Origin of the sequence: Candidatus Pelagibacter sp. HIMB1509, assembly GCF_052047855.1 — a bacterium.
GTDB lineage: Bacteria > Pseudomonadota > Alphaproteobacteria > Pelagibacterales > Pelagibacteraceae > Pelagibacter.
In genome coordinates this window covers 165,679-178,880 of sequence record NZ_JBNAIU010000001.1, presented here as the reverse complement: position 1 = coordinate 178,880, position 13,202 = coordinate 165,679, and the positions used below count along the sequence as shown (strand labels likewise).

Here is a 13,202-nt window from a genome sequence, read left to right as displayed (position 1 = left end):
TAAGTATACAATTAGGGTAAAATTAAGACTAATATGATTTATGAACTTAATTAAGTCAACAGGCACATTTGGCTTTTATACCATCATTAGCAGATTGCTTGGATATATTAGAGATATATTAATTGCAATATTTCTTGGAACAGGTTTGTTGGCAGATGCTTTTTTTGTAGCATTTCGAATTCCAAACACATTTAGAAGATTATTCTCAGAAGGAACTTTCAATGCAGCCTTTGTACCTAGTTATACCTCTGAAATGAACAAAGGAAAAAAATCTGCGAACAATTTTGCAAATAATATTTTTAATCTTTTGTTTTTAGGTCTCTTAATTTTAACAATAGTCGCTCAGATTTTTATGCCTGGATTTGTATCAATTATTGCCCCAGGTTTTGTAAATGACTTAGAAAAAATGGATTTAGCTATCAGTTTAACTAGGATTACTTTTCCTTTTTTATTATTTATTAGTTTAGCATCTTTTTTTTCTGCAATATTAAATTCTCATAATAAATTTGCTGCAGCTTCAGCAGCACCAATTCTATTAAATGTTATTTTAATTATTGTTTTATTATTTTCTAAAGCTTTAGGAGATGAGCTTGTGTATTATTTATCTTATGGCGTATCTTTAGCAGGATTCTTACAATTAATTTTTTTATATTATTTTGTTAAAAAATTTTTTTCATTTAAATTTAATTTTAAGTTAAAAACTGACGAAAAAGTAAAGTTTTTTTTTAGAAAACTACTACCGAGTATTTTTTCATCTGGCGTAACGCAAATCAATATTTTGGTTGGAACAATTATTGCTTCTTTTCAAGCTAGCGCAGTTTCTTATCTTTATTACGCAGATAGAATTTATCAGATCAATCTAGCGATAGCTGGTATTGCAATTGGAGTTGTGATTCTGCCACAACTTTCAAGGTTTATAGACTCTAAAAATGATGAAAAAATTTCTCTTATTCAAAACAAAGCTTTAGAGTTGAGTTTATTTTTAAGTATTCCAGCAACGATAGCTTTAGTGATTTCTTCAGAGGAAATAATTTCAGCATTGTTTGGTTATGGTAACTTTAATAAAGAATCTGTTGTTAACTCAAGTCTTGCTTTATTTTATTTTGCTTTAGGTTTACCTGCTTTTGCTTTGATAAAAGTTCTTTCAAGTTTTTTATTTGCTAATCATAATACAAAAATACCATTTTATATTTCGTTAATTTCGGTCTTTTTAAATATTTTGATTAGTATTTATTATTTTAACAAAATAGGTTTTATTATCATTCCAATCGCAACTTCAATTTCATCATGGTTTAATGCAGTACTATTATTTATATATTTAAAAAATAATAATTTATTCTATTTTCAAAATAACTTTTTTTTAAATTTCTTTAAAATAATTTTTGCATCAATTTTAATGGGATTATTCTTTAATTTTCTATTAAACTTTTTTGAAAATCAACTTTCATTTTATTATAGTTTTAAATCAATTTATTTAATCTTAAGCGTACTATTTGCACTGTTCTTTTACATATTTATTTGTTATTTCATCAAAGCTTTTAAAATTAGTGATATTAAAATAAACTATTAAAAATATGAGTAAAAAAATATTTTCTGGTGTTCAGCCAACAGGTAATCTTCACCTCGGTAATTATTTGGGTGCAATCAAAAACTTTGTAGACCTTAATAATGACGTTGATAATGATTGTATATTCTGTGTGGTTGATCTGCACGCAATTACAGTTAAACAAGACCCAAAAGAGCTAAAAAACAATATTCGAGAGACCGTAGCTACTTTTATAGCAAGTGGAATTGATCCTAAAAAAAGTATTATTTTTAATCAATCTGGTGTAGCAGCCCATTCAGAGGGAGCTTGGATTTTGAGCTGTGTTGCTAGAATGGGTTGGTTAAATAGAATGACGCAATTCAAGGAAAAAGCAGGTAAAGATAAAGAAAAAGCAAGCGTTGGACTGTACTCATATCCTGTTTTAATGGCAGCAGATATTCTTTTGTACGATGCGACTCATGTCCCTGTTGGTGATGATCAAAAACAACATCTTGAGCTATGTAGAGATATTGCTCAAAAGTTTAATAACGATTTTGATCAAGATAACTTTTTGCAAGTACCTGAACCTCTAATTCAAAAAGAATTTTCTAGAATTATGAGTTTAAAAGATGGATCAAAAAAGATGAGTAAATCTGAATTATCAGACTTAAGCAGAATTAATTTAACAGATGATAGAGATGCAATTGTAAATAAAATAAAAAAAGCAAAAACTGATCCGTTACCAATGCCAAGTAGTGTGGAAGAATTAAATGAGAGGTTAGAGGCAAGAAACCTTCTTGGCATATATTCTAGTTTAAATAATTCAACTTTACAAAATACAGTCGAAAATTTTTCAGGTAAAAATTTTTCTGAATTTAAAAATCAACTTTCTGATTTATTGGTTAAAAAGATTGAACCTATATCTTTAGAAATAAAAAAACTTTTAAATGATCAACCTTATTTAGATAATATCCTTCTAGAAGGAGTTGAAAAAGCAAACTTAATTGCATCAAAAAAGATAGATAGAATTAAAGAAATACTAGGATTTTAATATAATTTAAATATCGAGTTTAAATTTTAGAAATAAGCTCTATATATATTTACAACATGTTCGTACAAACAGAAATAACGCCAAATCCTAATTCTTTGAAATTTCTTCCCGGGAAGAAAGTATCAAATAGTGGTCCTTACGAAATCACAAATAAAGATCAAATAAATAATGATTTGGTCAGAAATATCTTATCAGTCAATGGGGTTGAGGGTATTTTTTTAGGACAGGATTTTATTTCGGTAAACAAAAATGACCAAATTAAATGGGACGAAATTAAACATATTGTTATTTCATTGATAAACGATTTTTATTTAGATGGTAAAGAATACGTTATTGATGAAAATGAAGAGGAAAAAAATAACAATTTGAGTGAAATTGAGGAAAAAATTGTAAAAATTCTAGATCAAAAAATTAGACCTGCAGTTGCAAGAGATGGTGGTGATATAAAATTTAAAGAATTTAAAGACGGAATAGTAAAAGTACAATTACAAGGAAGTTGTTCAGGCTGTCCAAGCTCGACAATGACTTTGAAGCAAGGAGTACAAAATCTTCTATGTCACTATCTTCCAGAGGTAAAAGAAGTTGTTGCAATATAAAAGTTTATGAAAAAAAATTTAATCAAATTTCAATTTAGTAAAAATAAAAGTATTAATTCTATTTCTAGATTTATGTTAAGTGGAATTTTTTTAATTTCATTTTTTTATGCAACACCGTTGTTTATTAACTTTGCTGAAAAAAATTTTAATCATGAGGAATTTACAAATAATTCTAAAAATCTTTTATTAAAAAAACTTAATACAAATGGGTTAATTGAAGAAGATATCTTAGGGGAAGTAGACGAGATGGATTTACTTTATGATATTTTAGAGGAAAATAATTCAGAAATTAATTTAGTCAGGTACACAACCTCAGAAATTAATTCATTATTTAAAGAGGTAAACTATAACTTAAAAGATGTGAGGGAAAATAAACTTGTAAAGCCTATCGATATAGGACTTCTTCCAAACGAAATAAATGACATCTCTAGTTCAAAGAAAAAAAAAGAGATGTTTATTAAAATAATCCTCCCATTGATTGTTAAAGAAAACACTAAAATTAGAATAGATAGAAAAAGACTCTTTACGATTTTAAATAAAAGTAGCAATACTGACATTGAAAAAAAATGGCTTGAAAAAAAGTTTAAGCAATATGGTGTTAGGCAAAATGATTTTTCATCATTAAAGGTAAGAATGGATGAAATTCCAGTTTCGTTAGCAATTGCACAAGCAGCAAAAGAAACAGGTTGGGGAACTTCAAGATTTGCAAGAAAAGGAAATGCTTTGTTTGGTCAATGGACATGGTCAGGTGAAGGTTTAAAGCCCAAAGAAGCTGACAAAGATGAGACTCATAAAGTAATGAAATTTAATAGTTTACAATTATCTGTAAGAGCATATTTAAGAAATTTAAATACTCATAAATCCTACATAAATCTGAGAAAAGCTAGAAGTGAATTGAGAAGTGATGATAAACCACTTGATAGTTTAATTTTATCTAAACATTTAGATAAATATGCAGAAACTGGAAGTCAGTATATTGAAGTACTACAAAAAATAATTAATCAAAATAAATTGAAAGATTTTGATGAGGCAAGATTATTGCCATCTAGTAAGGATCTAGAAAGTTTGATTTAATTTGTCTTGATAGGAAATTGAACTCCAAACCATCTCCATTTACCATTATCGTTTAAAGAACAGTTTATCCTACCTCTTCTAGGCTTAAAAGGTTCTCTAAATTCAATAGTTAAGATTTGATTAGATAAATTAGTTTTAGATTTGTCCCACTTGTCTCCTTCGTTGGAATAGCATGTAATATTACTTAAATTTTTTTGTTCTTTAAAAAATTCAACTTTAAAATTTGGTGGATTATTATTTATTGTAAGCTGTTTTTCACTTGGAGATAAACTTTTATATTCTAAAGGGTAATAATTAATTATAGATTTAAATCTTTTAAGTTCTCCATATTTTTCATTTATCGGAAATCTTGGCAATTCAAATTTATTTTTATTAAGATCAATAACCCCCGAATGTTGACCAAATGCGTATTCAAAGTTTTGAGAAATATAATCTCTCATAAATTTAGAATATTCACCAAATGGATAAGAGAATAGACCAGGAATATAATTAAGTTCGTGTTTAAAAATTTTGTTTGCAGTTTCAATATCTAAAATGAAATTTTCTTGAGTTTTTTCTATTAGATATTCGTGGCTATGTGAATGGTGTCCAATTAAAGAAAAATCTACTGCATCAATTTCTCTAATTTGATCCCATGTCATATAACCCTTGTTTCCAACTGGTTCTGTTGAAACAAAAAGTATAAATGGAATTTTGTTATCTCTTAAATGTGGCCAAGCTTCATTGTAAAATGATTCAAATGCATCATCAATTGTTATCAAAACTTCTTTTTCTGATTTTGAAGTTTTAAATTTTGAATTAAATTCATTAGGATTAAGAAAATTATATTTAGAATTTTTAACAATTTCTAGGTGCTTCTTAAATACCTCCATATTAATATTAGTTGATGGGTATTTATGTTCATTAAAACGATGATACATTATTGATAAAATCCCATTATCTTCTGAGTAAAATTTGATATTATTTTCATCTGATTTAGAACTAAAACTAAAAAACAAAGATAAAATGAACAAACTTATAATTGATGTAGCTGGAGATAAAATTTTTTTAATGATCATGGCTAATGATCATGTTTACAATATTACTCATGAGAATACTAAAATAAATTATGAAAAATTAACTTTGATTATAAAAGAATTTTTAGAATTAAATAAATTTGAACTGAAGGATATTAATAAAATATACATTAACAGAGGCCCAGGAAGTTTTGCAGGGATTAGAAATTCTATTTCTGTTGTGAAGGCTCTCAAATTAGCGAAAAATATTGATTATTATTGCTACAGCTTAGAGGATTTTAAAGGTGAAAAAAATGTAAAGTATGAAAATGTCCCTTATTTGTGTAATAAATTTAAAATTAAAAAAAATTTGATTAAACCTATTTATATAAGTTAAAATTAAATTATGTCTGAAACAATTGAACAAAAATGTTTAGCAAAAGGTGTGAAATTGACAGATCAGAGAAAAATAATTGCTCAGGTCATGTCCGAGTCTACCGATCATCCTGATGTTGATGAGCTTTACAATAGAGTTTCAAAGATTGATAATAAAATAAGTATTGCTACCGTCTACAGAACAGTAAAATTATTTGAAGAATCCGGAATACTTACAAAGCATGAGTTTAAAGGTGGAAAAGCAAGGTATGAAGAGCTTAATGAAGGACATCATGATCATTTAATAGATGTGAAGTCAGGTGAAATAATAGAATTTGTTGATGAAGAAATCGAAAAACTTCAAAAAAAGGTAGCAGATAAATATGGTTACACTTTAGTTGATCATAAGCTTGAACTTTATGGGATTAAAAAAAAACCCTAAGCTAGAATGCAAAAAATTTTTATAAAAACATTCGGTTGTCAAATGAATGAATATGATTCAAATAGAATTTTTGATTCAGTAAAGAAAATTGGTTATCAAAAAAGTGAAAATCTAGATGAGGCTGATTGTTACTTATTAAACACTTGTCACATTAGAGATAAAGCAAAAGAAAAAGTTTATTCTGAAATAGGTAGAGTTAAAAAAAGCTTTAGAGCCAAAAAAAAACCATTAGTAATAATTGCAGGATGTGTTGCTCAAGCAGAAAATCAAGAGATGCTTAAACGTGAGCCTTATATAGATTTAGTAATTGGCCCTCAAGCCTATCATAAGATTAACCAAACAATTCTGGATTATATTGAAAAAAGAAAAAAAATTGAACAAACAGATTTTGATGCTGTTTCAAAATTTAAATATTTTAGTAAAATAAAGAATGAGGCAGGTAAGGTTTCATCTTTTTTAACTATTCAAGAAGGATGTGATAAGTTTTGTCATTTTTGTGTGGTTCCATATACTCGTGGACCAGAATATTCTAGACCATTCAATCAAATAATTGAGGAGGCAAATTATTTGTCAGATAATGGAGCAAAAGAAATCATACTTTTGGGACAAAATGTAAATGCTTACAATGATAATAGTAAAAGACTATCTGATTTAATTTTAGAAATTGAAATGATTAAAAATATAAAAAGAATTAGATACACAACTTCGCATCCAAAAGATATGACTGATGATTTAATTGAAGTATATAATGTCTCTAAAAAGTTAATGCCTTTAGTTCATCTTCCAGTTCAGAGTGGATCCGATAAGATTTTAAAGTTGATGAATAGAAAACATAAAATAGATTATTATTTAAAAGTTTATGACGAATTGAAAAAAATTAATCAATCAATTGAATTTTCTAGTGATTTTATTATTGGTTATCCTGGTGAAACTGAAGAAGATTTCCAAAGTACAGTCGATTTAATTAAAAAAGTTAATTTTATAAATTCTTACTCATTTATTTTTAGTCCAAGGCCTGGGACAAAGGCAGAAGGTTTAGATTTAATTGATAAAAAAATTTCAATGAAAAGGTTAGAATTTATTCAAAATTTATTATCTGAAAATCAAACTCAAATGAACAAAAAATTAGAAAATAGAACCATTGATGTGTTGGTTGAAAATTTAACTGAAGATAAATCCAAAGCTTTTGGCAGAACTGAATATATGACATCAGTAATTTTTAATGGTAAAAGAGAACATATTGGAAAAATTGTGAAAGTAAAAATTACAAATAGTAATAGATCTACATTGTTTGGAGAATTGTTAAGCAACCCAGATCAAAAGGTGGCATAATCTTTGAATAATACAATTAAAAAAAAAATCGATACTACTCTAAAATTTGTTTACTCAGACAACAATTCATTAAGTGTAATATTTCACAACAATGAATTACTAATGGGCGTTGCTGGAGAATTTAATAAAAATTTAAAAGAATTAGAAAAGATCACTAACTCTAGTTTGTATTCTAGGGGAAATTCAATAATGATAAAATCTGATCCACAAAAAAATGAATTAATAAAAAATGCAATTCAATTTTTAACTAATCAATTTATAAATAACGGTTCAATCGAAAATAAAGATCTTATATCATCAGTTGATCAATTTATGATTAAAGAGAAGGTTAAAAATAACAATGTAACTGACATTATTAAAACACCAAAAAAATCAATTATTCCTAGATCCGAAAAACAAAAAAGCTATGTCAGAGCTCTAAGACAAAGTGATATTGTAATCTCAGCAGGTCCAGCCGGAACAGGAAAAACTTTTTTAGCCGTAGCAGTTGGTTTGACTATGTTGTTAGAAAAAAAAATAGAAAGAATTATCCTATCTAGGCCTGCTGTTGAAGCAGGAGAGAGACTTGGCTTTTTACCCGGAGATATGAAAGAAAAAGTAGATCCGTATTTAAGACCTTTATATGACTCTTTGTACGACTTATTTGATTTTGAAAAAATACAAAGAATGATCGAAATTGGCGATATCGAAATCGCTCCTTTGGCATTTATGAGAGGTAGAACACTAAAAAATTCTTTTGCTATATTAGATGAAGCGCAAAATGCAACAGATACACAAATAAAAATGTTTTTAACAAGGATCGGTGAAAATTCAAAAATTGTAGTCAATGGAGATCCTACTCAGATAGATCTTCCTAACAAAAGTATGTCAGGATTAGTTAGATCAAAAGAATTATTAGGGCATCTAAATGAAATTTCAGTTGTAGACTTTGATCATTCAGATGTAGTTAGACATCCACTGGTTTCTAAAATTGTAAAAGCCTACTCTAAAAATGATTAATTTAAATGTCTTCTCAGAAGAGAAGGCTTGGTCTAAAAAACTTAAAAAAAAAGATTTTTTTTTTAAAAGTATTTGTGATGCCTTTCCAAAAAAATATAAATTTTTAAATAAAAAAATAAGTTTATCTTTGCTTCTTTCAAATAATAAAAAAATTAAAATTTTAAATAAAAAATTTAGAAATAAAAATAAATCTACTGATATTTTATCTTTCCCATCTAGCAAAATCTTAAAAATATCAAAGCAAACTTATTTGGGAGATATAATTATTAGTTTTAATTTTATGAATAAACCAAAATCACAAACGAATAGAGAATTTAAAGAAAAAATAATTAAAACATTTATTCATGGTTTTTTACACTTGTTAGGATTTGATCATGTAAAAAATAAAGATTATTTAAAAATGTTAAAAGAAGAAGAAAAAATCTATAAATCAGTTATCTCAAAAATTAAGTAAATTGAAAAAAAATTTATATATTGATGCAGTTTATTTATTGTTTCTTGGAGCGATAACTTCCCTAAGTTTACCGCCTTTCAATCTATTAATAATTAATTTTTTAACATTTAGCTTATTCTTTATTTTCTTAGTAAAAAAAAAAGAGAATAAACATAAATTAATTTTTTTCTATGGCTGGTTATTTGGATTTGGATATTTTCTAACAAATATATATTGGATCTCTATTTCATTAACATTTGATGAAAATTTTAAATTTTTAATTCCATTTGCTCTAATTTTAGTTCCTTCTTTTATTGCGTTATTTTATGGATTTGTTTGTTATTTGTTTATTTTCTTTAAACCAAATAAAACTTTGAGTTCAATTTTATTATTTTCTGTAATCTTTGGTTTTCTAGAATTCATTAGAGGTTCAATTTTATCAGGTTTTCCTTGGAACTTAATTGCATATAGTTTTTCAAATCATTTAGAAATTCTAAGCATAACATCTTTAGTAGGCACATATTCTTTAAACTTATTTTGTGTAACTTTGTTTCTAAGTCCTGCACTCTTCATTTTGCGGAACGACAAAAAAGATTTAATTTTTTGCTTAATTTTACCTTTAATATTTTTATTATTTTATTTATTTGGATATTCAAATAAGCAAGATTTTTACAATAGTGATGTTAAAAAACTTGATTATAAAATAAGACTAGTTGGTACTGATATTTCTTTAGATAGGTTTTATTCAGGAGAGGGGCCTTTATCAACTATAGAAGATCTTATAAATATTAGTTCACCAAATAAGAAAGAGAAAATAATTTTCATTTGGCCAGAGGGTATATTGCCTGGAATTTCTCAGGATCAAATTCAAAGTTATGATTATTTATTTAATGAAAGTTTTAACGAAAATCACTTACTCATTTTAGGCATCAACAACAAATCAAAAGTTAATGATCAAGTTAAGTATTACAATTCTTTATCTGTTTATGATCATAATCTTAATTTATTAAATTATTATAATAAAATAAATCTTGTACCGTTTGGCGAATTTTTACCTATGGAAAATTTATTAAAAAATGTAGGTCTCGAATCATTAACTAACAATTATCAATCCTACTCTAAAGGTCAAAAAAGGGAAATTATAGAGTTAAATCAAAATAATTTTTCCATAAAATTTTTACCATTAATTTGTTATGAGATAATTTATTCTGGAAAATTATATAAAAATCATGACTTTGATATAATAGTAAATATTTCAGAGGATGGATGGTTTGGTCAATCAATAGGACCAGAGCAACACTTTGTTCACAGTATATTTCGAGCTATCGAAAGTGGAAAATATGTAATTAGATCAGCTAATAACGGAATAGCTGCGATAGTAAATCCTCTCGGTATCGTTGAGGAAAAAATTAACTTTAATGAAGTTGGATATATTGATTTTACGAAAATGAGAAAAATTCAACCAACAGTCTTTTCTAAATATGGGAATAAAATTTTTGGTTTAATAATTTTATTGTATATTTTTTTAATATTTTCATTTAATAGATTTAAAAATGAGTAATTTAAAAAATTTCTTATTTACAAGCGAGTCAGTTTCAGAGGGACATCCAGATAAAGTATCAGATAGAATTTCTGATATGGTTGTTGATAGTTATATTTCTGGAGATCCTTATTCAAGAGTTGCTTGTGAAACTTTAACGACAACAAACAAAGTTGTGCTTGCAGGTGAAGTAAGAGGACCTGAGATTAAAACAGATGATTTAATCGAAAAAGTAAGGAATTGTATAAAAGATATTGGATATGATCAGGAAGGATTTACCTGGAAAGAAGCAACAAAAATAGAAAGTCATTTGCATTCTCAATCTGCTGACATTGCAATGGGTGTGGACTCATCTGGAAATAAAGATGAGGGCGCAGGAGACCAAGGTATAATGTTTGGTTATGCATGTAATGAAACAGATGTATTTATGCCTGCACCAATTCATTATTCGCATAAAATTTTAAGACTTATGGCCGAGGATAGAAAATCTGGTAAATTAAAAAATATTGAACCTGACTCAAAAAGCCAAGTTACATTCGAATATGTTGATGGTAAGCCGACTAAAGTAAAATCTGTTGTTATATCATCTCAACATTCTTCTGATGTTAATCAGGCCCAGGTGAGAGAATTATTAAGACCTTATATGTTAAAATCAATTCCAGAAAAATTTCTTAAAGACTTTAATGAGGAAGAGTTTTATGTAAACCCAACTGGTAACTTTGTAATAGGTGGTCCAGATGGGGACTGTGGTTTAACAGGAAGAAAAATTATTGTGGATACCTATGGTGGAGCAGCACCCCATGGAGGAGGAGCATTTTCAGGTAAAGATCCTACTAAAGTAGATAGATCTGCTGCTTATGCGGCAAGATATATTGCTAAAAATGTTGTTGCTTCAAAAATAGCAAATAAATGTTTGATACAGTTAGCTTATGCAATAGGAGTTTCAAAACCTTTATCAATTTATGTTGATTTATTTGATAATGATTTAGATAAAAACAAATTTGTTGTTGAAAAGATTAATGAAAATTTTGATCTCAGTCCTAGAGGAATTAGAGAGATGTTAAATCTTAATAGACCTATTTATGAAAAAACAGCAGCCTATGGTCACTTTGGAAGACTTCCAGGAGATGATGGATCATTTTCGTGGGAAAAAACTGATAAAATCAACGTTTTTTCTAAATAGTTTCAGTTGAATTAAAAAAAAACTTTACTATATTGCCCTTACATTGTTGAATTATCAAAATGGGCTTTGGCCCATTTTTTTTTGGAGCAGATAAAAAATGTTAAATAAAAGAGCAGATAAATTAGAATTATTAAGAATTGCTGAGGCAGTAGCTTTGGAAAAATCGATAGATAAAGAACTTATAATTACTTCTATGGAAACAGGAATAGCTAAAGCAGCTAAATCTAAGTTTGGTCAAGAAAATGAAATTAAAGTTTCAATCAATAGAGATAATGGAGATATAGAATTGTTCAGAAAACTTGTTATTTCTGAAAATCCTGAAAATGCAAATACAGAAATAAAATTAGAAGATGCGATAAGTCTTAATGAAAATAATAAAGATAAATCAATCGGTGATGAAGTTCTTCAGCCATTACCATCTTTTGATTTTGGTAGAATAGCTGCTCAAACTGCAAAACAGGTAATAAGCTTTAATGTTAGAGAAGCAGAGAGAGAAAGACAATTTAATGACTTTATTGATAAAAAAGATACAATTTTAAGTGGTATTGTTAAAAGATTAGAATTTGGAAGTGTTATAGTTGATCTAGGTAGAACAGAAGCAATTATTCAAAAAAACGAATTAATTCCTAGAGAAAATATTAAAGCTGGTGATAGAGTAAAAGCTTATTGTTATGACGTAAGAAGAGAGCCAAGAGGTCAACAAATCTTCTTGTCTAGAGCTCATCCAAAATTTATGGAGAAACTTTTTGTTCAAGAAGTGCCAGAAATTTATGATGGATTAATTGAAATTAAATCTTCTTCAAGAGATCCTGGAAGTAGAGCAAAGATTTGTGTTAAAGCAGTTGATACATCATTAGATCCTGTTGGAGCTTGTGTTGGTATGAGAGGTTCCAGAGTTCAGGCAGTTGTAAATGAACTTCAAGGAGAAAAAATTGATATTGTGAATTGGTCAGAGGATGCTGCAATATTAGTATCTAATGCTTTGTCGCCTGCAGAAGTTCAAAGAGTTAATGTTGATGCAGAAAGAAAAAAACTTGATGTGATTTTAACTGAGGAAAATTTGAGTAAAGCGATTGGTCGAAGGGGTCAAAATGTAAGATTGGCAACTAAATTGTTAAATTATGAAATTAATATTATGACTGATGCAGAAGATTCCGAGAGAAGACAATTAGAATTTAAAGAAAAGACAGATAACTTTGTTAAAAACTTAGAATTAGATGAAACTTTAGGTCAGTTATTAGTTGCTGAAGGTTTTTCAACAATAGATGAAATTAAAGATAGCTTGCCAGAAAATTTAACAAAAATAGAGGGAATTGAGGAAGAAACAGCAATTGCGTTAATTGAAAGAGCAAAAGAGTTTCATCAAAAAGATCAAGAAGATATATCGGAGAGAATTAAAGAGCTTGGTCTACAAGATGCTCTTATCAACCTTAAGGGTCTTACTCCAGGAATGTTAGTTACATTGGGTGAACAAAAAATATTAACATTAGAAGATTTTGCAGATCTAGCATCTGATGAACTTACTGGTGGCTACGATGTAGTTAAAGGAGAGAGAGTTAAAATTCAGGGTTATCTGGAGGATTTTGCTTTATCTAAAGAAGAGGCAGATGAATTAATTATGTCTGCTAGAAATATAATTTATAAAGATTGAGAGATG

At 27.6% G+C, this 13,202-nt stretch carries 13 protein-coding genes; 12 read left to right on the top strand and 1 reads right to left on the bottom strand.

Annotated features, from left to right (window positions below):
• Positions 1-40 precede the first annotated feature (40 nt).
• Genes murJ through ACTTBO_RS00865 form a run of 4 tightly spaced genes read left to right on the top strand, consistent with a single transcriptional unit; the run spans position 41 to position 4,246 of the window.
• Positions 41-1,570, top strand: a complete 1,530-nt coding sequence (murJ, locus tag ACTTBO_RS00880; RefSeq protein WP_440655775.1) for a murein biosynthesis integral membrane protein MurJ — start codon at positions 41-43, stop codon at positions 1,568-1,570.
• A gap of 4 nt (positions 1,571-1,574) precedes the next feature.
• Entirely contained in the window at positions 1,575-2,576 is a 1,002-nt protein-coding gene (gene trpS / locus ACTTBO_RS00875) for a tryptophan--tRNA ligase (RefSeq protein ID WP_440655774.1), read from the top strand.
• A 56-nt stretch (positions 2,577-2,632) separates the two neighbouring features.
• Positions 2,633-3,172 carry a NifU family protein gene (locus ACTTBO_RS00870; protein WP_262590050.1) on the top strand — a complete coding sequence of 180 codons (540 nt, stop codon included), beginning with the start codon at positions 2,633-2,635 and terminating at the stop codon, positions 3,170-3,172.
• A 6-nt stretch (positions 3,173-3,178) separates the two neighbouring features.
• The gene (locus ACTTBO_RS00865; protein ID WP_440655773.1) at positions 3,179-4,246 is read left to right on the top strand and encodes a glucosaminidase domain-containing protein; all 1,068 of its coding nucleotides are present in this window, start codon (positions 3,179-3,181) and stop codon (positions 4,244-4,246) included.
• Here the strand turns inward: ACTTBO_RS00865 and ACTTBO_RS00860 are convergent.
• A complete protein-coding gene (locus ACTTBO_RS00860; protein ID WP_440655772.1) occupies positions 4,243-5,244 on the bottom strand; it encodes a polysaccharide deacetylase family protein in 1,002 nt (333 codons plus the stop codon). The genes ACTTBO_RS00865 and ACTTBO_RS00860 overlap by 4 nt on opposite strands.
• A 7-nt stretch (positions 5,245-5,251) precedes the next feature.
• On the opposite strand from ACTTBO_RS00860, the gene ACTTBO_RS00855 reads away from it, so the two are divergent.
• From ACTTBO_RS00855 to nusA, 8 genes are all read left to right on the top strand, one after another.
• Positions 5,252-5,638, top strand: coding sequence for a peptidase M22 (locus ACTTBO_RS00855; protein ID WP_440655770.1), 387 nt, complete (start codon positions 5,252-5,254; stop codon positions 5,636-5,638).
• A gap of 9 nt (positions 5,639-5,647) precedes the next feature.
• On the top strand, positions 5,648-6,058 hold the full coding sequence (locus ACTTBO_RS00850; RefSeq protein ID WP_440655769.1) for a Fur family transcriptional regulator: 411 nt from the start codon (positions 5,648-5,650) through the stop codon (positions 6,056-6,058).
• Between the two features lie 6 nt (positions 6,059-6,064).
• Positions 6,065-7,390 carry a tRNA (N6-isopentenyl adenosine(37)-C2)-methylthiotransferase MiaB gene (gene miaB, locus ACTTBO_RS00845; RefSeq protein WP_440655768.1) on the top strand — a complete coding sequence of 442 codons (1,326 nt, stop codon included), beginning with the start codon at positions 6,065-6,067 and terminating at the stop codon, positions 7,388-7,390.
• Positions 7,391-7,393: 3 nt separating this feature from the next.
• On the top strand, positions 7,394-8,389 hold the full coding sequence (locus ACTTBO_RS00840; RefSeq protein ID WP_440655767.1) for a PhoH family protein: 996 nt from the start codon (positions 7,394-7,396) through the stop codon (positions 8,387-8,389).
• Positions 8,382-8,843 (top strand): rRNA maturation RNase YbeY, encoded by a 462-nt coding sequence (gene ybeY / locus ACTTBO_RS00835; protein ID WP_440655765.1) that lies wholly within the window; start codon positions 8,382-8,384, stop codon positions 8,841-8,843. Before ACTTBO_RS00840 ends, ybeY begins: the two co-directional genes overlap by 8 nt.
• Before the next feature lies 1 nt (position 8,844).
• Complete coding sequence (gene lnt / locus ACTTBO_RS00830) at positions 8,845-10,383, top strand: apolipoprotein N-acyltransferase (RefSeq protein WP_440655764.1); 1,539 nt, start codon at positions 8,845-8,847, stop codon at positions 10,381-10,383.
• Positions 10,376-11,545 carry a methionine adenosyltransferase gene (metK, locus tag ACTTBO_RS00825; protein WP_440655763.1) on the top strand — a complete coding sequence of 390 codons (1,170 nt, stop codon included), beginning with the start codon at positions 10,376-10,378 and terminating at the stop codon, positions 11,543-11,545. The genes lnt and metK overlap by 8 nt, the downstream gene beginning before the upstream one ends.
• Before the next feature lie 97 nt (positions 11,546-11,642).
• A complete protein-coding gene (nusA, locus tag ACTTBO_RS00820; protein WP_440655761.1) occupies positions 11,643-13,196 on the top strand; it encodes a transcription termination factor NusA in 1,554 nt (517 codons plus the stop codon).
• Positions 13,197-13,202: the final 6 nt, after the last annotated feature.